This is a genomic window from Rhodobacter xanthinilyticus (genome assembly GCF_001856665.1).
Lineage (GTDB): Bacteria > Pseudomonadota > Alphaproteobacteria > Rhodobacterales > Rhodobacteraceae > Rhodobacter > Rhodobacter xanthinilyticus.
On record NZ_CP017781.1, the window covers coordinates 2514056 to 2535519 of the forward strand.

22 protein-coding genes are annotated in these 21464 nt (G+C 67.2%); 12 read left to right on the plus strand and 10 right to left on the minus strand.

Annotation, left to right across the window (positions count from 1 at the left end; translation table 11 throughout):
* The first annotated feature begins 170 nt into the window (after positions 1-170).
* The 7 genes from LPB142_RS12260 (at position 171) to LPB142_RS12290 (ending at position 7949) form a co-directional block, all read left to right on the plus strand.
* Entirely contained in the window at positions 171-935 is a 765-nt protein-coding gene (locus tag LPB142_RS12260; protein WP_071166551.1) for an N-formylglutamate amidohydrolase, read from the plus strand.
* Positions 935-1441 carry a TRAP transporter small permease subunit gene (locus LPB142_RS12265; protein ID WP_068765771.1) on the plus strand — a complete coding sequence of 169 codons (507 nt, stop codon included), beginning with the start codon at positions 935-937 and terminating at the stop codon, positions 1439-1441. The genes LPB142_RS12260 and LPB142_RS12265 overlap by 1 nt, the downstream gene beginning before the upstream one ends.
* Positions 1441-2766 (plus strand): TRAP transporter large permease, encoded by a 1326-nt coding sequence (locus tag LPB142_RS12270; protein WP_071166552.1) that lies wholly within the window; start codon positions 1441-1443, stop codon positions 2764-2766. Before LPB142_RS12265 ends, LPB142_RS12270 begins: the two co-directional genes overlap by 1 nt.
* A 66-nt stretch (positions 2767-2832) precedes the next feature.
* Positions 2833-3870, plus strand: a complete 1038-nt coding sequence (locus LPB142_RS12275) for a TRAP transporter substrate-binding protein (protein ID WP_071166553.1) — start codon at positions 2833-2835, stop codon at positions 3868-3870.
* A 93-nt stretch (positions 3871-3963) separates the two neighbouring features.
* Positions 3964-5328, plus strand: coding sequence for a glutamine synthetase family protein (locus LPB142_RS12280; RefSeq protein WP_071166554.1), 1365 nt, complete (start codon positions 3964-3966; stop codon positions 5326-5328).
* An 81-nt stretch (positions 5329-5409) separates the two neighbouring features.
* Positions 5410-6798, plus strand: coding sequence for an aldehyde dehydrogenase family protein (locus tag LPB142_RS12285; protein WP_071166555.1), 1389 nt, complete (start codon positions 5410-5412; stop codon positions 6796-6798).
* Complete coding sequence (locus LPB142_RS12290; RefSeq protein WP_071166556.1) at positions 6795-7949, plus strand: iron-containing alcohol dehydrogenase; 1155 nt, start codon at positions 6795-6797, stop codon at positions 7947-7949. Before LPB142_RS12285 ends, LPB142_RS12290 begins: the two co-directional genes overlap by 4 nt.
* Before the next feature lie 68 nt (positions 7950-8017).
* Here LPB142_RS12290 and LPB142_RS12295 read toward each other — a convergent pair whose 3' ends face one another.
* A complete protein-coding gene (locus tag LPB142_RS12295; protein WP_071167244.1) occupies positions 8018-8431 on the minus strand; it encodes a hypothetical protein in 414 nt (137 codons plus the stop codon).
* Positions 8432-8622: 191 nt separating this feature from the next.
* Between LPB142_RS12295 and LPB142_RS12300 the strand changes: the two genes are divergently transcribed.
* Both LPB142_RS12300 and LPB142_RS12305 read left to right on the plus strand, forming a co-directional pair.
* Positions 8623-10728, plus strand: coding sequence for a YjbH domain-containing protein (locus LPB142_RS12300; protein WP_198037831.1), 2106 nt, complete (start codon positions 8623-8625; stop codon positions 10726-10728).
* A complete protein-coding gene (locus tag LPB142_RS12305; RefSeq protein WP_083392684.1) occupies positions 10725-11441 on the plus strand; it encodes a YjbF family lipoprotein in 717 nt (238 codons plus the stop codon). The genes LPB142_RS12300 and LPB142_RS12305 overlap by 4 nt, the downstream gene beginning before the upstream one ends.
* A gap of 247 nt (positions 11442-11688) precedes the next feature.
* Here the strand turns inward: LPB142_RS12305 and LPB142_RS12310 are convergent, their stop codons facing one another.
* Positions 11689-11874 carry a hypothetical protein gene (locus LPB142_RS12310; RefSeq protein WP_156506800.1) on the minus strand — a complete coding sequence of 62 codons (186 nt, stop codon included), beginning with the start codon at positions 11872-11874 and terminating at the stop codon, positions 11689-11691.
* Between the two features lie 92 nt (positions 11875-11966).
* On the opposite strand from LPB142_RS12310, the gene LPB142_RS19105 reads away from it, so the two are divergent.
* Positions 11967-12104 (plus strand): hypothetical protein, encoded by a 138-nt coding sequence (locus tag LPB142_RS19105; protein ID WP_156506799.1) that lies wholly within the window; start codon positions 11967-11969, stop codon positions 12102-12104.
* Positions 12105-12160: 56 nt separating this feature from the next.
* Complete coding sequence (locus LPB142_RS12315) at positions 12161-13465, plus strand: UDP-glucose dehydrogenase family protein (RefSeq protein ID WP_071166558.1); 1305 nt, start codon at positions 12161-12163, stop codon at positions 13463-13465.
* An 88-nt stretch (positions 13466-13553) separates the two neighbouring features.
* On the opposite strand, the gene LPB142_RS12320 is transcribed toward LPB142_RS12315, so the two are convergent.
* The 3 genes from LPB142_RS12320 to LPB142_RS12330 are packed head-to-tail and all read right to left on the minus strand — an operon-like array spanning position 13554 to position 15601.
* On the minus strand, positions 13554-14336 hold the full coding sequence (locus LPB142_RS12320; protein ID WP_071166559.1) for a metal ABC transporter permease: 783 nt from the start codon (positions 14334-14336) through the stop codon (positions 13554-13556).
* On the minus strand, positions 14329-15117 hold the full coding sequence (locus LPB142_RS12325; protein WP_071166560.1) for an ATP-binding cassette domain-containing protein: 789 nt from the start codon (positions 15115-15117) through the stop codon (positions 14329-14331). The genes LPB142_RS12320 and LPB142_RS12325 overlap by 8 nt, the downstream gene beginning before the upstream one ends.
* Positions 15107-15601 (minus strand): Fur family transcriptional regulator, encoded by a 495-nt coding sequence (locus LPB142_RS12330; RefSeq protein WP_071166561.1) that lies wholly within the window; start codon positions 15599-15601, stop codon positions 15107-15109. Before LPB142_RS12330 ends, LPB142_RS12325 begins: the two co-directional genes overlap by 11 nt.
* A 79-nt stretch (positions 15602-15680) precedes the next feature.
* On the opposite strand from LPB142_RS12330, the gene LPB142_RS12335 reads away from it, so the two are divergent.
* Positions 15681-16607, plus strand: coding sequence for a zinc ABC transporter substrate-binding protein (locus tag LPB142_RS12335; RefSeq protein ID WP_071166562.1), 927 nt, complete (start codon positions 15681-15683; stop codon positions 16605-16607).
* Between the two features lie 54 nt (positions 16608-16661).
* Here the strand turns inward: LPB142_RS12335 and trpB are convergent, their stop codons facing one another.
* The 5 genes from trpB to rpsA all read right to left on the minus strand — a co-directional run bounded on the left by trpB (position 16662) and on the right by rpsA (position 21310).
* Positions 16662-17894 carry a tryptophan synthase subunit beta gene (gene trpB, locus LPB142_RS12340; RefSeq protein ID WP_071166563.1) on the minus strand — a complete coding sequence of 411 codons (1233 nt, stop codon included), beginning with the start codon at positions 17892-17894 and terminating at the stop codon, positions 16662-16664.
* A 139-nt stretch (positions 17895-18033) separates the two neighbouring features.
* Positions 18034-18708, minus strand: coding sequence for a phosphoribosylanthranilate isomerase (locus tag LPB142_RS12345; RefSeq protein ID WP_071166564.1), 675 nt, complete (start codon positions 18706-18708; stop codon positions 18034-18036).
* Position 18709: 1 nt separating this feature from the next.
* The gene (locus tag LPB142_RS12350; protein WP_068765757.1) at positions 18710-19066 is read right to left on the minus strand and encodes a LapA family protein; all 357 of its coding nucleotides are present in this window, start codon (positions 19064-19066) and stop codon (positions 18710-18712) included.
* A gap of 3 nt (positions 19067-19069) precedes the next feature.
* Complete coding sequence (ihfB, locus tag LPB142_RS12355; protein WP_068765756.1) at positions 19070-19354, minus strand: integration host factor subunit beta; 285 nt, start codon at positions 19352-19354, stop codon at positions 19070-19072.
* Between the two features lie 276 nt (positions 19355-19630).
* On the minus strand, positions 19631-21310 hold the full coding sequence (rpsA, locus tag LPB142_RS12360) for a 30S ribosomal protein S1 (RefSeq protein ID WP_071166565.1): 1680 nt from the start codon (positions 21308-21310) through the stop codon (positions 19631-19633).
* Positions 21311-21464: the final 154 nt, after the last annotated feature.

The window sequence follows — 21464 nt, forward strand, 5'->3', positions numbered from 1 at the left end:
CTGCTCTTCGATACTCTCTTGTGCCGCCAAATCAGGCAATCTCCCCGCCGCCGCCCGACTCGCGGCCAGAACAGATTGTAACAGAATTTGGAAATTTGAAATGATGTTGACAGAAGGGGGCGCGCCGCGCGAGCCTGACCAAAAGATCAAATCAGAATCGACAGGGTAACATGACGGATCAGGCCGACGGATTGGCTGTGACCGTGGAACGGATCGAGGCGGCGGGCCGCTTCGTTCTGGTCTGTGAGCACGCGAGCAATTTCTTCCCGCCGCGCTGGGGCGATCTGGGCCTCGACGCGGAGGCGCGCGCCGCGCATATCGCCTGGGATCCGGGCGCGCTGGGGCTCGCGCGCGGGCTCGCGCGCCGGCTCGATGCGCCCCTCGTGCGCGCCGGAGTCACCCGCCTCGTCTATGACCTCAACCGCCCGCCAAACGCCCCCGCCGCGATGCCCGCGCGCTCCGAGATCTACGACATCCCCGGCAACCGCGGCCTCACCCCCGCCCAGCGCTATGAGCGCACCGAGGCGCTCTACCTGCCCTTCCACGCCCGCACCTGCGCCGAAATCTCGCGCCGCCTCGCGCTCGGGCTCGTGCCGGTTCTGGTCACCGTCCACAGCTTCACCCCGGTGTTCAACGGCACCCCCCGCGCGGTCGAGCTCGGCCTGATCCACGACGCCGACCCGCGCTTTGCCGAAAGCCTGCTCGCCGAGGCGCGCGCGCGCACCGGCCTCGATTGCCGCCTCAACGAGCCCTATTCGGGCGCCGATGGCGTGGCCCATACGCTCGCGCGTCACGCGACGCCCATGGGCCTGCCGCATGTGATGATCGAGCTGCGCAACGACCTGATCGCGACCGAGGCCGCTCAGGAGGCGATGGCCGAGACCCTCGCCCCGGCCCTCACCGCCGCGCTCACCCGCTTCGAGGGGGGCGCGTGATGCCCGGCTGGTGCCTCGCCTATATCCGCCTCATCGACCGCGTGACCCTGCGCGTCGGGCGCTTCGCCATGTATCTGCTCTATGTGATGATGGCGATCATGCTGTTCTCCTCGGTGACGAAGATCCTGCATATGCCGGCGATCTGGACGCTGGAGATGGCGCAATTCGTGCTCGTCGCCTACTACATGTTGGGGGCGCCCTATACGTTCCAGCTCGACACCAATGTGCGCATGGATCTGCTCTATTCGCGCTACAGCCCGCGCGGTCAGGCGATCTGGGATGCGTTCACGGTCTTTGCGCTGATGTTCTACCTCGGCGTGATGCTCTGGGGCGCGTTCGATTCGACCGTCTACGCCTTCGAGATGAACGAGGTGAACCCGACCGCCTGGCGCCCGCCGCTCTGGCCGATCAAGTCGATCATCACCTTTTCCTTTCTTCTCATGCTGTTGCAGGCCGGAGTTCATCTGATCCGCGACATTGCGACGATCCGCGGGGTGAAGATCTGATGGATCACAACATGATCGCGCTTTTGATGTTCTCGACGATGCTGCTGATGATGGTCACCGGCCAGCGCGTCTTTGGCGCCATCGGCTTTGTGGCGGTGGTGGCGGCGCTGGCGCTCTGGGGTCAGGGCGGCTCGGCGATGGGCTTTTCGGCGGTGATGAAGCTGATGAAATGGACGCCGCTGCTGACGCTGCCGATGTTCGTCTTCATGGGCTATGTGATGAGCGAGAGCCGCCTCGCCGATGATCTTTACCGGATGTTCCATGTCTGGTTCGGGCCGGTGCCGGGGGGGCTTGCGATCGGCACGATCCTGTTGATGGTGATGATCTCGGTGATGAACGGGCTCTCGGTCGCGGGGATGGCGATCGGCGCCACCATCGCGCTGCCCGAGCTGATGCGCCGCGGCTATGACAAGCTGATGATTTCCGGGGTGATTCAGGCGGGCTCCTCGCTTGGCATCCTGATCCCGCCCTCGGTCGTCCTGGTGCTCTTTTCGCTGATCGCGCGCCAGCCGGTCTCGGAGCTCTGGCTCGCGGGCGCGGTGCCGGGGCTTTTGATGGCGACGCTCTTCATCCTCTACATTCTCGTGCGCACCAAGCTGAACCCCGCGCTCGCGCCGCCGATGCCGCCCGAGGAGCTCGCCGCCGTCACCCGCGCCGAGAAATTCCGGCTGTTGCGGGCGGGGCTGCTGCCGGTGTTCATCTTCGTTGCGATGATGGTGCCCTTCCTCAACGGCTGGGCGAGCCTGACCGAGGCCTCGGTGATCGGCGCGCTCGCCGCCGTCGCCGCGGCGGTGGTCAAGCGCCGCTTCACCCGTCAGGTCTTCGAGGTGGCGACCCGCCAGACGCTCGCGATCACGGTGATGTTCATGCTGATCATCACCGCCGCGCTGAGCTTCGGGGCGGTCTTCGACGGCCTCGGCGCGGGCCGCGCGATCAATGATTTCTTCCTCAACTCGCTCGGCCTCGCGCCATGGCAGGTGCTCGTGCTGATGCAGGCGAGCTTCCTCGTGATGGGGATGTTCCTTGACGACACCGCGATGCTGGTCATCGTCGCGCCGGTTTATGTGAGCCTTGCCAAGACCTTGGGCTTCGATCTCGTCTGGTATGGCGTGCTTTACACGATCACCTGCCAGATCGCCTATCTGACCCCGCCCTTTGGCTACAACCTGTTCCTGATGAAGGCGATGGCGCCGCCGGAATTTACCCTGCCGGTGATTTACCGCTCGGTCTTTCCCTTCGTTCTGGTGATGATCGCGACGCTGATCCTGGTCATGGTCTTCCCGCAAATCGCGCTGTGGCTGCCGCAAACGGTGCTCGGCCGCTGAGTTCAAGACCCCGAAACGGGGCACCCGAAGGCCCGTCAGAGGCCATCCCCCAACAAGGAGAGAGAAATGACGACCACAAGACGCAAGTTCCTCACCACCGGCGCGGTGGGCGCCGCCGCCGCCGGGCTCGCCGCGCCCGCGCGCGCACAAGACACGATCAAATGGCGGTTGCAGACCTATGCGGGCCCCGCGCTCGCCGAAGAGGTGGTTAAACCCGCCATCGAGGCCTTCAACACGATCGCCAACGGCCAGATGGAGATCGAGCTCTACACCGCCGATCAGCTCGTGCCGACCTCCGAGCTCTTCCGCGCGATGCAGGCGGGCACGATCGACGCGGTGCAGTCGGATGACGACAGCATGGCCAGCCCGACCGAGGTCACGGTCTTCGGCGGCTATTTCCCGCTCGCGCTGCGCTACTCGCTCGATGTGCCCGCGCTCTTCAATAGCTGGGGTCTGAAGGAGATCTGGGAGGAAGAATACGCCAAGGTCGGCATCAAGCATATCTCGGCGGGCTCGTGGGATCCGTGCAACTTCAACATGAAGGAGCCGATCAATTCGCTCGCCGATCTGAAGGGCAAGCGGGTCTTCACCTTCCCGACCGCGGGGCGGTTCCTGGCGCAATTCGGGGTGATCCCGGTCACGCTGCCCTGGGAGGATGTCGAGGTCGCGCTGCAAACCGGCGAGCTCGACGGTCTGGCCTGGTCGGGGATCACCGAGGATTACACCGCGGGCTGGTCGAAGGTCGCGCCCTATTTCCTCACCAACAACATCTCGGGCGCCTGGATCGGGCATTTCTTCGCCAATATGGAGCGCTGGGACGCCCTGCCGGCGCATCTGCAACAGCTCCTGCAGACCTGTTTCGACCAATCGCATTACCGCCGGCAATGGTGGTATTGGGCGGGCGAGGCGAAGCTGCGCGTCGAGGGCACGGATATGACGCTGACCTCGCTGCCCGACGCGGATTACGCGCAAATCGAGGCCGCCGCCCAGAAATTCTGGGAGGAAATCGCCGCCGAAAGCCCGCTCAAGGCCAAGGTTGTCGAAATCATCAAGAAGTATAACGATACGATGGTGAAAGCGGGTCAGCCCTATCGCTACGGCTGAACCTGAGGGGGCCGCGGCGCGCCCGCGGCCCCTCCCCGCCCGACCCAAAGCCCCGGCCGCCAGAAGCCGGGACACCCGACACCGGAGGAAGCCATGCCCGCCAACCTGAGCCTCGACGATCTGAGGAAAGCCGCGAAAACCGGCGAGATCGACACCGTGATCACCTGCCTTTGCGACATGCAGGGCCGCTTGCAGGGCAAGCGCTTCCACGTCAGCCATTTCCTCGAAAGCGCGCTCGAGGAGACGCATTGCTGCAACTATCTGCTCGCCACCGACATGGAGATGATCACCGTGCCGGGCTATGCCGCCTCAAGCTGGTCGAAGGGCTATGGCGATTATGTCATGAAACCCGATCTGGCCACGCTGCGCCGGATCCCCTGGGCGCCGGGCACCGCGCTTGTGATGTGCGACGTGCTCGACCACCACAGCCACGCCCCCGTGCCCCATGCGCCGCGCTCGATCCTGCGCCGCCAGATCGAACGCGCCCGCGCGATGGGCTTCGAGCCGGTGATGGCGACCGAGCTCGAGTTCTTCCTCTTCGAGGAGAGCTTCGCCGCGCTTTTCGACGCGGGCTACCCCAAACCCACGCCGATGGCGCGCTACAATGTCGATTATTCGATCATGGGCGCCACCCGCGACGAGCCGATCATGCGCGCGATCCGCAACGGGCTCTATGGCGCCGGGATCCCGATCGAATGTTCGAAAGGCGAGGCCGATGCCGGTCAGGAAGAGATCAACGCGAAATATTCCGACGCGCTCGACACCGCCGACATGCACAGCCTGATCAAGCTCGGCGTGAAACAGATCGCCCAAGAGCACGGCGCCTCGGTCACCTTCATGGCGAAATACGACGACAAGCGCGCGGGCTCGTCGAGCCATATCCACCAATCGCTCTGGCGCGATGGCCAGAACGCCTTTTACGACCCCGCGGCCGAACACGGCATGTCCTCGGTGATGCGCCACTTCCTCGCCGGCCAACTCGCCTTCGCGCGGGAAATCTCCTATTTCCTCGCGCCTTACGTCAACAGCTACAAGCGCTTCTGTGTCGGCATGTTCGCCCCCACCAAGGCCGTCTGGTCGCTCGACAACCGCACCGCGGGCTTCCGCATCTGCGGCGAGAACACCAAATCCGTGCGCGTCGAATGCCGGATCGGCGGCGCCGATCTCAACCCCTATCTGGCCTGCGCGGCGCTTCTGGCGGCCGGGCTCGAGGGGATCGAGCAGATGCTCGACCCGGGCGCGCCGGTCTCGGGCGACCTCTATCAATCCGAAACCGCGCCCGAGATCCCGCGCTCGCTGATCGAGGCGGCCGAGGCGCTCTCGGACAGCCGGCTGCTCAACCGGGTGCTGGGCGAAGAGGTCGTGGCGCATTATTATCACGCCGCGCGCTGGGAGATCGAGGAATCGCTGCGCGTGGTGACCGATTGGGAGCGCGCGCGCGGCTTTGAACGCGCCTGAGCGCGACAGGATTTCGCGCGCCCCGGCCCCCGGAGCGCGCCCGAATGGCGGCGCCGCAGGGGCGCCCGAAGGAAGGTCGACATGACGAAAATGATCCAATGTATCTCGCCGGTGGACGGCCGGGTCTATGCCGAGCGGGCGGGCCTCTCGCTCGCCGAGGCCGAGGCGCTGATCGCGCGCGCGCGCGTGGCGCAAGCCGATTGGGCCGCGCGCCCGCTTGAAGAGCGCATCGCGCTCGTCAAGGCCGGCATCGCGCAACTGAACGAGATGAAGGACCAGGTGGTCGAGGAACTCGCCTGGCAGATGGGCCGCCCGACGCGCTTTGGCGGCGAATTCGGCGGCGTGAACGACCGCACCGCCTATATGGCCGAGATCGCGCCCTCCGCGCTCGCGCCGATGGTCGTCGAGGACAGCGAGCGCTTCCGCCGCCTGATCGCGCGCGAGCCGGTCGGCGTCGTGTTCATCATCGCGCCCTGGAACTACCCCTATCTGACCACCGTCAACACCCTCGTCCCCGCCCTGATCGCGGGCAATGCGGTGGTGCTCAAACATGCGACGCAGACCATGCTGGTGGGCGAGCGCCTCGTCGAGGCCTTCGCCGCCGCCGGCCTGCCCGAGGATCTCTTCCTCAACGTCAACCTCACCCATGAGGTCACCGAGGCGCTGATCCAGGCGCGCGCCTTCAACTTCATCAACTTCACCGGCTCGGTCGGCGGCGGCCAGGCGATCGAACGCGCCGCGGCGGGCACCTTCACCGGGCTCGGGCTCGAGCTCGGCGGCAAGGATCCGGGCTATGTGATGGATGACGCCGATCTCGACGCCGCCGTCGACAGCCTGATGGACGGCGCGATGTTCAACGCCGGCCAGTGCTGCTGCGGGATCGAGCGGATCTATGTCCATGAAAGCCTCTATGACGCTTTCGTCGAAAAGGCGGTGGCCTGGGTGAAAACGCTCAAGCTCGGCAACCCGTTCGAGCCCGAGAGCACCCTCGGCCCGATGGCCAACAAACGCTTCGCCCGCGTCGTGCGCGACCAGATCGCCGAGGCCGTGGCCGAAGGCGCGGTGCCGCTCATCGCCCCCGCGCTCTTCCCCGCCGATGATGGCGAGGCCTATCTCGCGCCGCAGATCCTCGTGAACGTCAACCACGAGATGCGGGTGATGCGCGAGGAGAGCTTCGGCCCGGTCGTCGGCATCATGTCGGTCAAGGATGACGCCGAGGCGATCGCGGCGATGAACGACAGCCCCTACGGGCTGACCTGTTCGCTCTGGACCGCCGACCCCGCCCGCGCCGAGGCGGTGGGCGCGCAATTGCAAACCGGCACGGTCTTCATGAACCGCTGCGATTACCTCGACCCGGCGCTGTGCTGGACCGGCTGCAAGGACACCGGTCGCGGCGGCTCGCTCTCGGTTCTGGGATATTACGCCGTGACCCGCCCGAAATCCTACCATCTCAAGAAGGTGACGAAATGACTGCCCCCAGCGTGAACTGGTCCTATCCGACCGCGATCAAATTCGGCCCCGGCCGGATCGCCGAGCTCGCCGATCATTGCAGATCGGTCGGGCTGACGAAGCCCCTTCTGGTCACCGACAAGGCGCTGGCCGCCCTGCCGATAACCGCGCAGGCGCTTGATATCCTTGAGAAAGCGGGCCTCGGGCGCGCGGTGTTCTCCGAGGTCGACCCGAACCCGAACGAGGCCAACATGGCCGCGGGCATCGCCGTCTATCAGGCCGGCGGCCATGATGGCGTGATCTGCTTCGGCGGCGGCTCGGCGCTCGATCTGGGCAAGATGATCGCCCTGATGGCCGGTCAGCGCGCCGATCTCTCGGTCTGGGATCTCGAGGATATCGGCGATTGGTGGACCCGCGCGGATGGCGCGAAAATCGCCCCGATCCTCGCCGTGCCGACGACCGCGGGCACCGGCTCCGAGGTCGGGCGCGCGGGCGTTCTGACCAATTCCGTGACCCACAAGAAGAAGATCATCTTCCATCCGAAACTGATGCCCGCGGTCACGATCTGCGACCCCGAGCTCACCGTCGGCATGCCGCCCTTCATCACCGCCGGCACCGGCATGGACGCGCTCGCCCATTGCCTCGAGGCCTTCTGCTCGCCCTTCTACCACCCGATGAGCCAGGGTGTGGCGCTCGAGGGGATGCGGCTCGTCTTCGAGAACCTGCCCAAGGTCTATGCCACCCCGGGCGATATCGAGGCGCGCGCGCAGATGATGTCGGCCGCCGCGATGGGCGCGGTCGCCTTCCAGAAGGGCCTCGGCGCGATCCACTCGCTCAGCCACCCGGTCGGCGCGGTCTACGGCACCCACCATGGCACCACGAACGCCTGCGTGATGCCGATGGTGCTCGATTACAACCGCGCCGCGATCGAGGAGCGGATCGAGAAAGCTGCCGCCTATCTCGGCATCGCGGGCGGCTTCGAGGGCTTCAAGGCGAAGGTCATGGAGCTGCGCAAGACCCTGAATATCCCGGAAAATCTGACCGCGATGGGGGTCAGGGCCGAGGATCTCGACATGCTGACCGAAATGGCGCTCGAAGACCCGTCCTGCGGCGGCAACCCGATCGAGATGACGCGCGAGAACACCCGCGCGCTGTTTGCGGCCTGCATGTGAGCGAAAGGGCCGGAGCGGTGCCCGCTCCGGCCTCCCCTCCCGCGCGTGGCGCACCCCCCGGCACGGGGTCAGCCGCGCCCCGCGAAGCCCTCGGCCCCGGCCGCGCTGCCCGCGCCGCCCGCCGCCAGAAACCCCGACAGGATCTGCGCATGCGCCCGGATCAGCTCGACCACCTCGGGCAGCTCGGAGCGCTCCGTCACCCGCACCCCCTGCGGCAGCATCTCGACCTCCAGCACCACCTGCCCCGCCCGCGCGGCCAGCCCCGCAGGCGCGCCCGCCCCGGCCAGCCACCGGAGCTGCATCTCACGGCCATGCTCTTGAATAAGCGCGACAATCTCGGCGTTTGGCGAGGTCGTGACCGCCTCCACCCCGCCCTCGATCTCGCGCAGTTCACGCCGGATCGCGGCCTGAGCGCGCATCAGCCGCGCAAACAGGCTCGGCGCGGCGGCAACGGTCTGAGAGGCAAGGTCTTGCGGGCGCATCCGGGGCTCCTGCAGCCAATCCTGCATCCTCAATGCATCTTAGCCCCCTTCTACCACGTTCCCGCCCGTCTCGCGCGGGGCGGATTGCCGCATCCGGGCCACGTTTCGCGCCGAAATCGCCCGAAATCGGCGCGAATCCCTCGCCTTGCCCCCCCCTGCCCGCTATAGAGGGCGAAACAGTGGAGGGTCCCGTGGCGCACCGTTTTCCGAAATTCGCTCAGATCAGCACCCTTGCGCTGCTCGCCGCGGGGCTCCCGCTTGGCCAGAGCGCGGCGCAGGCCGAGGCGACGATGGGCTGGAGCCTTGGGGCCTATGGCGCGCCGGGGCTGCTTGACATGCCCACCGCCGAGGCACTCTCGGATGGCACAGTCGCGGCCTCGGTGGCGGCGCGGGCCGATCAGGTGCGCGGCAATTTCGCCTTCCAGATCGCGCCGCGGATGACCGCCGTGCTGCGCTTTTCGCGCGAGAAAGACCTCGGCCCGGGCGGTGCGGCGCTCAAGGACCGCAGCCTCGATCTGCATTATCAGATCCTCTCCGAGGCCGGCATGCGCCCGGCGGTTGCGGTGGGCCTGCGCGATATCATGGGCAACGGCCAGCAAAGCGCCGAATATCTTGTGGCCACGAAGACGCTCCGCCCCGATCTTCGCGCCACCGCCGGGATCGGCTGGGGCCGGCTCGGCAGCCAGGGGTCTTTCGGCGGCGGCACCCGCCCGGCCGGCAGCCTCGACGGCCGTCTGAACGGCGATGCCTGGTTCCGCGGCCCGATGGCGGCCTTCGCGGGCCTCGCCTGGCAGGCCAATGACAAGCTCACCCTGAAGGCCGAGATCAGCTCGGACGCCTATGCCACCGAGACCGCGCTCGCCGGTTTCTACCGCAAGAGCTCGCTCAATTTCGGCGCCGAATACAAGATCAACCCGATGGCCTCGGTCGCGGCCTATTACCTCGCGGGCTCCGAGGTCGGCGTGCAGTTCACCATCGCCCTCGACCCCCATCAGCCGCCCGCGCCCTCGGGGCTCGAGACCGCGCCCCTGCCGGTGCGCCCGCGCCCCGCGCCCGGCGCCGACCCGGAGGGCTGGTCGGGCGCCTGGAGCGCCGACCCGACCGCCGAACCCGCGATTCGCGCCTCGGTGGCGCAGGCGCTCGCCAAGGACGGCCAGGTGCTCGACGGCATGCGCCTGAGCGCGACCGCGGTCGATGTGCGGGTGCGCAACGAGACCTATGGCGCGCAATCGCAGGCGATCGGCCATACCGCGCGGATCCTGACGCGCGCGCTGCCGCCCTCGGTCGAGACGATCACCATCACCCCGGTCGCCGGCGGCATGCCGACCTCGGCGGTGACCTTCCGCCGCGCCGATCTCGAGCGCCTCGAGAACACCCAGGCCGGCGAGATCCTCGCCGCCGCGCAGATCGGCGAGGCCGCGCCCGGCGCCTTTACCCCGACCGAGGGCCTCTACCCGCGCTATCAGGTCGGCGTGAAACCCTATCTCGAATTCTCGAGCTTCGATCCGGGCCAGGATCTGCATGCCGATGCCGGGCTCGAGCTTTCCGGCCGGCTCGAATTCCTGCCCGGGCTCGTCCTTTCGGGCGCGCTGCACCAGAAGGTCGCGGGCAATCTCGATGAGCAGACCCGCGTCTCGACCTCGCCGGTCCAGCATGTGCGCTCGGATCTCGCGGAATACCAAAAACACGGCGATGCCACGCTGCAACGGCTCCAGCTCGCCTGGTATGCCCGCCCCGGCGAAAACCTCTACAGCCGCGTCAGCCTAGGCTATCTCGAGCGGATGTATGGCGGCGTTTCGGGCGAGATCCTGTGGAAACCGGTCGACAGCCGGCTCGCGCTCGGCGCCGAGCTCGATCTCGTCAAGCAGCGCGATTTCGACCAGCGCCTCGGCCTCCAGAATTATGAAACCGTCTCCGGCCATCTCTCGGCCTATTACGATTTCGGCTCGGGCGTGACCGGCCAGCTCGATGTCGGGCGCTATCTGGCGCGCGATTGGGGCGCGACCGTCTCGATCGACCGCAAGCTCGCCAATGGCTGGAGCGTGGGCGCCTTCGCGACCCTCACCGACATGTCCTCGGCCGATTTCGGCACCGGCAGCTTCGACAAGGGCGTGCGGCTGCGGATCCCGCTGTCCTGGGCGCTCGGCCAGCCGACGCAGATGACCTTCGCGCCGACGATCCGGCCCTATACCGGCGACGGCGGGGCGCGCGTCGATGTCGAGGGGCGGCTCTACGAGACCGTCACCGAGACCCATATGGGCGGCCTCTACGAGGATTGGGGGAGATTCTGGCGATGAGCCACACCAGGCGGCGCCCCCGGCGGGTGCTCGCGCGGGGGATCTGCGGGCTGGCGCTGATCGCGCTGGTGACGGCGGGCTGCGCGCGCGATTCGGCGGGGCTCGGCGCCCCGAAAGCCTCGGTGGGCGCGAAACTGGGCGGGCTCTTGCCCGGGCGCAAAGCCGCTGCAGCCCCGGCCGCCGTGGCCCCCGCCCCCGATCTCGCCCAGGCCGCGCTCGCCTCGATCCCCGGCCCCGTGGTGCTGGCGAGCTTCGAGGCCAATGGCGCGCAGATGGTCTTCGGCCTTGTTGGCGAGAACGGCGCGATGCGCAGCTACCAAAGCCCCGATCAGCGCGGCCTCGTGCTGCGCGCGGGGCTCCTGGCCGCCACCCGCGGCCTCGGCAATGATCTGATGTCGAGCGATACCGCCGCCGTCAGCGCCCTGATCCACGCTCGCCGCCCCGGCACAGCCGAGCGCGTGCAACGCTACCTCGACGGCTCGGGCATCGAACGCCCGGTGCCGATGCGCTGCACCGTCGCGCTCGGCGCCGAAGTCAGCCAGCCGATCGGCGCGATCACCTATTCGGGCCAGCAAGTCGCGGAACATTGCGAAGGCTCGGGCGCGGTGATCGACAACGTCTATATCGTCAGCCCCGAGGGCCGGATCGTGATGTCGCGCCAATGGCTCGGCCCCGAACTCGGCTATGTCACGATCCAGGTGCTGCGCGGCTGAGTCGCCCCTGTCCCGGTCGAGGAGGCGCCGCCCCCGCTGCCTCCGGCAGCCCCCCGGGATATTTCGACATCATTGAAACAGCCATCCCCTCGCCCTTCAACGATGCGCAAATATCCCGGGGGTGAGGCGCGGCACGCGCCGAGGGGGCAGCGCCCCCAGAAGGGCCGGGGCAACGCGCCCTTGGCCAGAATAGAAAAAAGCCGGAAAGCGTGAGCTTTCCGGCCTTCATTCTCAGCAGAGCTGAAAATTAGTTCGAAGCCGCAACCGCGACGCCGACGAGCAGCAGAGCCGGGATGACCCAAGCAGCGTTCGACGACGACGAGCCTTTGACGACGACCGGTTCGGCCTCGACGACCGGAGCGGTGTAGCCGCCGGCGAAAGCGGTCGAAGCCGAGAGGCCAGCAGCGAGAGTGATGATAGCGAGTTTTTTCATAGTAATCTCCGTCATTACCGTAGAAGCCGCCAAACCCCTGGCAGCATCGCGGCGAGAGTCGCACAAGCGCGGTTAATTGCAAAGGGGAAATCGTGAGCTGGTTTCTGCGCCCGCGCGATGTGTTGCACTTTGGCACGCATCTGCGGGTTTCAGCCGACATCCTCTCGAATACGACCGCCAATATGTCGAAAACAAACATCTTTCCAGCGTTTAACGCGATGACGCGTTGACAAGGCCGGGGCGAGATTCGACTCTGCGGCCGAGCGGCAATCACGAGGGTATCAGCATGAAAATCGCCATGATCGGCACCGGCTATGTCGGGCTCGTTTCGGGGGTGTGTTTCTCCGATTTCGGCCATGAGGTCGTCTGTGTCGACAAGGATCCCAAGAAGATCGAGATGCTGACCCGCGGCGAGGTGCCGATCTACGAGCCGGGCCTCGACATGCTGATGGCGAAGAACGTGGCGGCGGGGCGGCTGAGCTTCACCGGCGATCTGGCGGCCGCGGTGGCGGGCGCGGAGGCGGTGTTCATTGCGGTCGGCACGCCCACCCGGCGCGGCGATGGCCATGCCGACCTGAGCTATGTGATGGCCGCCGCCGAGGAGATTGCCGGGGCGATGACCGGCTATACGGTCGTGGTGACGAAATCGACCGTGCCGGTCGGCACCAACCGCCAGGTCCGTCAGGTGATCAAGAAGGCCCGCCCCGATGCCGAGTTCGATGTCGCCTCGAACCCGGAATTCCTGCGCGAGGGGGCGGCGATCGACGATTTCATGCGCCCCGACCGGGTCGTCGTGGGCGTCGGCAGCGAGCGCGCCAAGGAGGTCATGGGCGAGATCTATCGGCCGCTGTTCCTGCGCGAATTCCCGGTGCTTTACACCGGGCTCGAGACCGCCGAGATGATCAAATATGCCGCCAACGCCTTCCTGGCGACCAAGATCACCTTCATCAACGAGATCGCGCGGCTGTGCGAGAAGGTTGGCGCCGATGTGAAGGAGGTGTCGCGCGGCATGGGGCTCGATGGCCGGATCGGCAACAAGTTCCTGCATGCGGGGCCGGGTTATGGCGGCTCGTGCTTCCCCAAGGACACCCAGGCGCTCGCGCGGATGGGGCAGGATCATGCGGTGCCGATGCAGATCACCGAGACGGTGATCAAGGTCAACGAGGAGGTGAAGCGGCGGATGATCGACAAGATCGTCGATCTCTGCGACGGCTCGGTGAATGGGAAAACCATTGCGATCCTTGGGGTTACCTTCAAGCCCAACACCGATGACATGCGCGATGCGCCGTCCTTGACGATCGTGCCGGCGCTCGTCGGCGCGGGGGCGAAGGTGCGGGCAGTCGACCCGCAGGGCGAGCGCGAGGGGGCGCATCTGTTGCCGCATGTGATCTGGACCGAGGATGCCTACAAGGCGGCGACCAAGGCCGATTGTGTGGTGATCCTGACCGAGTGGAACGAGTTCCGCGCGCTCGATCTGAAGCGGCTCGCCAAGAAGATGGCGAGCCCGCGGATGGCCGATCTGCGCAATATCTATTCGGCCAAGGATGCGAAGAAGGCGGGCTTCGAGGCCTATACCAGCGTCGGGCGCTGAGGCGGCGGCGGAGGGGGCGCTGCCCCCGCCCGTGCCGGACCCCCCGGGATATTTTCGCATCGTTGAAGGGGCTGGCGGGGCCCCTTTTTCAGGGTCGGCGCAGCACCAGCGAGGCCAGGAACAGGATCGCCGCGGCCGCCACGATCGAGGGGCCGGCGGGGGTGTCGAAGCGCAGCGAGGCCCAGAGCCCGGCGAGCACCGAGGCCGCGCCGGTGAGGGTTGCGCCGAGCGCCATGGCCTCGGGCGAGCGGGCGATCTGGCGCGCGGTGGCGGCCGGCACGATCAGCAGCGCCGCGATCAGAAGGGCGCCGACGATCTTGATCGCGACTGCGACGGTGAGCGCGAGCGCGAGCGTGAGGACGAGGCGCTCGCGGCGCGGATCGAGGCCGGAGGCGCGGGCCAGCGCCTCGCTGACGGTAGCGGTCAGCAGGCCCTGCCAGCGCCAGGCGAGAAGCCCCGCCACCGCCGCCGCGCCGCCCCAGATCACCGCGAGATCGGCACGGCTGACCGCCAGGATATCGCCGAAGAGGAAGGCCGAGAGATCGACCCGCAGCCCGCTCAGGAACGAGGCCGCGACGAGCCCGAAGGCGAGCGCGGAATGGGCGATCACGCCAAGGACCGTATCGCTCGCGTGGCCGCGCCCGGAGAGCGAGGCGACCGTCACCGCCACCGCGAGCGCCACGATCAGCGTCCCCGCATAGACCGGCAGCCCGAGCCCGAAGGCCAGCGCCACACCAAGGATAGCGGCATGCGAGGTCGCATCCCCAAAATAGGCCATGCGCCGCCAGACCACGAAAGAGCCAAGCGGCCCGGTCGCCAGGGTCAGCCCGAGCCCCGCGAGCGCCGCGCGCAGAAGAAAATCGTCAAGCATGGTCGTGGTCGCACTCGCAGTCATGGGGGTGGGGGGCGTGTGGCGCCCGTGCGGCATCTGCCTCATGGTCGTGGTCGTGGACATGGCGGTAGAGCGCGAAGGCGCCGCCCGTGCCGAGCCCGAAGAGCGCGCGATATTCCGGCGCCTCGGAGACGACCCGCGGCGTGCCCTCGCAGCAGACATGGCCGTTGAGACAGATCACCCGGTCAGAGGCGGACATCACGACATGGAGGTCGTGGCTGACCATCAGCACCGCGCAGCCGCTCTCGCGCCGGACCTCCTCGATCAGCCGGTAGAAGGCCGCCGTGCCGGGCTGGTCGAGGCCCTGGGTCGGCTCGTCGAGGATCAGGATCTCGGGGCGGGCAAGCAGCGCGCGGGCGAGGAGAACGCGCTGGAACTGGCCGCCGGAGAGCCCCGCGAGGGGGCGCGCGCCAAGCCCCGGCACGCCGGTGCGCGCAAGCGCCGCCTCCGCCTCGGCCTCGCTCACCCGGCGCGGCAGCGACAGAAACCGGCGCACGCTCATCGGCAGGCTCGCGTCGATATGGAGCTTTTGCGGCACATAGCCGATCACCAGCCCCGGCGCGCGGGTCACGACGCCGGTCGCTGCGGGCTCGAGCCCGATCAGCGCCCGGATCAGCGTCGATTTCCCCGAGCCGTTGGGCCCGACGACGGTCACGATCTCGCCCGTGCGGATCGCGAAGCGCACCCCCGAGAGCACCACCGTCTCCCCGTGGCGAACGGAGAGATTTTCCGCCGAAATCAGAGGCTTGTCACGCGACATTGAGACGATCCTTGCAGCCCGGGCACAGCCCCAGCGCCTCGATATTGGCGCGCTCCACCGTGAAGCCGAGCGCCCCCGCCGCAGCCTCGAGCGCCGCGCGCACCGGCGCCGCGGCGGCCTCGGCCACGCCATCGCATTCGCGGCAGATCAGGAACACCGGCGCATGATCCTCGCCCGGGTGCATGCAGGCAGCAAAGGCGTTGAGGCGGCGCACCCGATGCGCGAGCCCATGCTCGGTGAGGAATTCGAGCGCGCGATAGGCCACCGGCGGCTGGTTGCCAAAGCCCTCGGCGGCGAGCCGGTCGAGCACCTCATAGGCCCCCATCGCACGATGCGCCTCGAGCAGGATCTCGAGCGTGCGCCGGCGCACCGGAGTGAGCCGCAGCCCCCGCCGCGCGGCCTCGGCCTCGGCGCGCGCCAGCGTGTCGCCCGCGCAGTGGGCGTGGTCATGGGGGGAAAAGGCGGAGGGCTCGACGGAAGTCATGTTATGGTATCACATTTCACTTGACATGTTATGTCATAACATAAATACATCGAGCCCCAACCACAAGCCGGAGACCGCCATGCGCCCGATTTCTTTCGCCCTGCCTGCCCTGCTCGCCGCCCTGCCCGCCGCAGCCGAGGTGCCGCGGGTGGTCACCGATCTGCCCGCGGTGCAGTCTCTCGCGGCGCAGGTGATGGGCGATCTGGGCACGCCCGAGATCCTGCTCGCACAGGGCGCCGACGCGCATCACTACCAGATGAAGCCCTCGCAGGCGGCAGCACTTCAAGATGCGGGGTTGATCCTCTGGGTCGGGCCGGAGATGACGCCCTGGCTCGAGCGCGCCCGCGCCGCGATGGCCCCCGAGGCGCCCTCGCTCGCGCTGCTCGATGCCGAAGGCACGTTCCGGCGCAGCTTCGCGGCGGGCGCGCATGACCACGACCATGAGGCCGAGGCCGAGGCTGCGGGCGAGGACGACCACGATCATGAGGGCGTCGACCCGCATGCCTGGCTCGACCCGCAAAACGGGCAGGTCTGGCTCGGCCTGATCGCCGCGGAGCTGGGCCGCCTCGACCCGGAAAACGCCGCAACCTACGCCGCCAATGCCGCCGCCGCGCAGGCCCGCCTCGCCGATCTCGACGCCGCGCTGACGGCCGAGCTCGCCCCCGTCGCAGGCAAACCCTTCGTCACCTTCCATGAGGCCTACGGCTATTTCGCCGATCATTACGGGCTCGCCGCCGCCGGGTCGATCGCGCTCGGCGATGCCACCGAGCCGGGCGCCGCGCATCTGGCCGAGCTGCAAGCCGAGATGGCCAAGGACGGCATCGTCTGCGCCTTCCCCGAGGGCCAGCACGACCCGCGCCAGCTCGCCCAGCTCGTCGAGGGCACGGGCGTGCGGATCGGCGATGCGCTCGACCCTTCGGGCAGCACTTTGCCTTATGGGCCGGGGCTTTACGAGGCGCTCCTGCGCGGGCTCGGGGCCTCGATCTCGGCCTGTCTCAAGGGCTGAGAACGCGAAAGCCCCGCCAAAAGCGGGGCTTTCCGACACTCCCCCGGGGAGAGATCAGGCCTTCATCTCGACGCCCAGATAGCGCGCGACCGAGAAGATATCCTTGTCGCCGCGGCCCGAAAGGTTGACCACGATGATATGGTCCTTGGGCAGGCTCGGCGCGATCTTCGTGACATGGGCGAGCGCGTGGCTCGGCTCGAGCGCGGGGATGATCCCCTCGAGCCGGCACAGCATCTGGAAGGCCTCGAGCGCCTCGTCATCGGTGACCGAGACATATTGCGCGCGGCCGATGTCGTGGAGCCAGGCGTGTTCCGGGCCGATGCCGGGGTAATCGAGCCCCGCCGAGATCGAATGGCCCTCGAGGATCTGGCCGTCCTCGTCTTGCAGAAGATAGGTGCGGTTGCCGTGCAGCACGCCCGGGCGCCCGCCGGTGAGCGAGGCGCAATGCTCCATCCGCTCATCAACGCCGTGGCCCCCTGCCTCGACCCCGATGATCCGCACCGAAGGGTCGTCGAGGAACGGGTAGAACAGGCCCATCGCGTTCGAGCCACCCCCGATCGCGGCGATCACCGTGTCGGGAAGGCGCCCCGCGCCCTCCTGCTCCTCGAGCTGCCAGCGGGCTTCCTTGCCGATGATCGCCTGGAAATCGCGCACCATCGCCGGGTAGGGATGCGGGCCCGCGACCGTGCCGATGCAGTAGAACGTGTCGCGCACATTGGTCACCCAATCGCGCAGCGCGTCGTTCATCGCATCCTTCAGCGTGCCGCGCCCCGAGGTCACCGGCACCACTTCGGCGCCGAGAAGTTTCATGCGGAAGACGTTGGGCGCCTGCCGCTCGACATCGGTCGCGCCCATGTAAACCACGCATTTCAAACCGAATTTCGCGCAAACGGTGGCGGTCGCCACGCCATGCTGGCCCGCGCCCGTCTCGGCGATGATCCGGGTCTTGCCCATCCGCCGCGCGAGCAGGATCTGGCCCAGCACGTTGTTGATCTTGTGCGCGCCGGTGTGGTTGAGATCTTCGCGCTTGAGATAGATCTTGGCGCCGCCCAGTTCCTCGGTCAGCCGCGAGGCATAGTAGAGCGACGAGGGCCGGCCCACATAATGCTTCCACAGATCTTCCATCTCGGCCCAGAACGTCGGGTCGGTCTTGGCGTGCTCATACTCGGCCTCGAGCGCGAGGATCAGCGGCATCAGCGTCTCCGACACGAACCGCCCGCCAAAAATCCCGAACCGCCCGTTCTCGTCGGGCCCGGTCATGAAGCTGTTGGGAAGGTCTTCGGGCATCGTCTCACCTCGCGCAAATCCACATCCGCCGATCTAGCGCGATTGCCCCTGCGGGTAAAGCGCCGGGCCTTCATCTTGCCGAAAATACCTCGGGGGGCGCCCCGGAGGGCGCGGGGGCAGAGCCCCCTCCCCGGCCGGCTCAGCCGCCCTGCGCCGCCGCGATGAAGGCGCGGATCAGCCCCGCATCCTTCACCCCCGGCGCGTTTTCCACGCCCGAGGAGACATCGACCTGCGCCGCGCCGGTCAGCCGCACCGCCTGCGCCACATTGGCGGGCGTCAGCCCCCCCGCGAGCATCCAGGGCCGCGCCCATTCCCGCCCCGCGATCAGCCGCCAGTCGAACGCAAGCCCATTGCCGCCCGGCAGATCGGCCCCCTTCGGCGCCTTCGCATCGACGAGGATCTGATCCGCCACCGCCTCATAGGCCGGCAACCGCGCGAGATCGCCCGCCTCGGCCACGCCCACCGCCTTCATCACCGGCAAGCCCACCCGCGCGCGGATCTCGGCCACCCGCTCCGGGGTCTCGGCGCCATGCAGCTGCACCATGTCGAGCGGCACCTCGGCCAGGATCGCATCGAGCTCGGCGTCGCTCGGGTTGACCACGAGCCCCACCTTCGCCACGCCAAAGGGCGCCTCGAGCGCGAGCCCGCGCGCCTGCGCGATCGAGACATTGCGCGGGCTTTTCGGGAAGAACACAAAGCCCAGATACCCCGCGCCCGCCTCGGCCGCGGCGGCGACATGGGCGGGCTCGGTCAGCCCGCAGATCTTGACCCGAACCCCGCCGGGGCGGCCGCGATTGACAGCAATGGTGACCATCTCAGCGCCCGGGCTTCTCGAGAAGCGCCAGAACCTCGTCCTTGGGCCCCTGCGCACGCTCGCGCAGCCGCTCCACCTCGCCCTCGAGGCGGGTGGCCTTGCGCGTGGCGCGCGTCGCGGTCGAGCGGATCTTGTGCTCGCGCAGCCATTCCCAGACGAAGCCGATGAAGAGCCCGATCAACACCCCCGCGAAGATCACGAGAAACATCGGCACCTGCACCGCCCAGCCATAGCCGAGGAACTCCCCCGCCTCGGGCGGCAGAACGCGCAGCGTCACGATCTCACGATTGGCCAGCGCCAGCCCGATCAGGCCGAGCGCAAGAACGGCCAGAAACAGCCAGCGCAGCGCCCGCATCATGGCTCAGGCCTCGCCGTTGAGCCGATCGCGCAGGAGCTTGCCGGTCTTGAAGAACGGCACCGCTTTCTCGGCCACGTCGACGGCGGTGCCGGTGCGCGGGTTGCGCCCGGTGCGCGCATCGCGCTTCTTCACCGAGAAGGCGCCAAAGCCGCGCAGCTCGACCCGGTCGCCCCGCGCCATGGCTTCGATGATCTCCTCAAAGATCGTGTTGACGATCTTTTCGACGTCTCGCTGAAACAGGTGCGGATTTTCTTCGGCAATCTTCGCGATCAATTCCGAGCGGATCATTCCGGTCATTCCCCCCAGGGTATCCGGGCGGCAGACCCGGTTTTGTTCTGCCCCGACTATAAGGCGATTTTTTTTCCGCACAAACATCAAAGGCTTGGAAGGCGGTAAAATCCTCGAAAGCGCGGCGCAGGAGCCAATTTGCCGCAACGGCAGGCACTCCGGGCGCCCCGCGCGCCCCCGCCGATTGCGCCCAAAGCCGCCCCGCGCGGCGAATCACGCAAAGAAAACGGCCCCGCCCTTTCGGGCGAGGCCGCGCATCACGCGTGAGCCGCGCGATTATTCCTTGGCTTTGAGAGCCGCGCCGAGGATGTCCCCGAGCGACGCGCCCGAGTCCGACGAGCCGTATTGTTCGACGGCTTCTTTCTCTTCGGCGATTTCGCGCGCCTTGATCGACACGCCGAGCTTGCGGGTCTTGCTGTCGACGTTGACGACGCGAACGTCGACATGATCGCCAACCTGGAAGCGCTCGGGGCGTTGATCGGCACGATCACGGGCGAGATCCGAACGACGGATGAAGGATTTCATGCCGTTGTATTCGACCTCGATGCCGCCATCTTCGATCGCGGTCACGGTCACGGTGATCACCGAGCCGCGCTTCACGCCGTCAACCGCGTCCGAGAAGGTGTCGGCGTCGAGCGCCTTGATCGAGAGCGAGATGCGCTCTTTCTCGATATCCACCTCGGTGACCGCCGCCTTGACGATATCGCCCTTGCGGTAGTTCTGGATCGCGTCTTCGCCGCGCTGTTCCCAGCTCAGATCCGACAGGTGCACCATGCCGTCGATATCGTTCTCGAGGCCGATGAACAGACCGAATTCGGTGATGTTCTTGACTTCGCCTTCGATGACCGAGCCAACCGGGTGGGCTTCCGCGAAGACTTCCCACGGGTTGCGCATGCACTGCTTGAGGCCGAGCGACACGCGACGCTTCGCGGTGTCGATCTCGAGCACCATGACGTCAACCTCTTGCGAGGTCGAGACGATCTTGCCGGGGTGCACGTTCTTCTTGGTCCAGGACATTTCCGAGACGTGAACGAGACCTTCGACACCGGCTTCCAGCTCCACGAAAGCGCCGTAATCGGTGATGTTGGTCACGCGGCCCTTGTGGACCGACCCGATCGGGAATTTCTGCTCGACCGAATCCCACGGATCGTTCTGGAGCTGCTTCATGCCCAGCGAGATGCGGTGGGTGTCCTTGTTGATCTTGACGACCTGGACCTTGACGGTCTCGCCGATCGTGAGGATCTCCGACGGGTGGTTCACGCGGCGCCACGCCATGTCGGTGACATGGAGCAGGCCGTCAACGCCGCCGAGGTCAACGAACGCACCGTATTCGGTGATGTTCTTGACGACGCCTTCCACAACCTGACCTTCGGTGAGGTTGCCGATGACTTCGGCGCGCTGTTCGGCGCGGCTTTCCTCGAGGATCGCGCGGCGCGAGACAACGATGTTGCCACGACGACGGTCCATCTTGAGGATCTGGAACGGCTGCTTGAGACCCATGAGCGGGCCGGCGTCGCGCACCGGGCGGACGTCGACTTGGCTGCCCGGCAGGAAGGCCACGGCGCCGCCGAGGTCGACGGTGAAGCCGCCCTTGACGCGACCGAAGATGGCGCCATCGACGCGCTCTTCCGAAGCATAGGCTTTCTCGAGACGATCCCAGGCCTCTTCGCGGCGCGCTTTCTCGCGCGAGATGACGGCTTCGCCACGGGCGTTTTCAACGCGGTCGAGGTAGACTTCGACTTCATCGCCCACGGCGATGGTCGGGGCCTCGCCCGGGTTGGCGAATTCTTTCAGGTCGACGCGGCCTTCCATCTTGTAGCCGACGTCGATGATGGCCTGGCCCGCCTCGATGGCGATGACCTTGCCCTTGACAACCGAACCTTCGTTCGGGGTGTCGATCTCGAGGCTCTCGTTGAGGAGGGCTTCGAAGTCTTCCATGGTTGCTTTAGCGCACATGCGTCTGAGTTTCCTTTACATGGGTTTTCTGGCCATGCGGTTGGCTCCGCCGGTCTTTTGTGGATATGCCGGACGCGCCCGAGGAGACCTCGCGCGACCCAAGCGCGGCCCGTATAGGCGCGATTCCCCCATGCGACAAGCGCTAATCCACCGC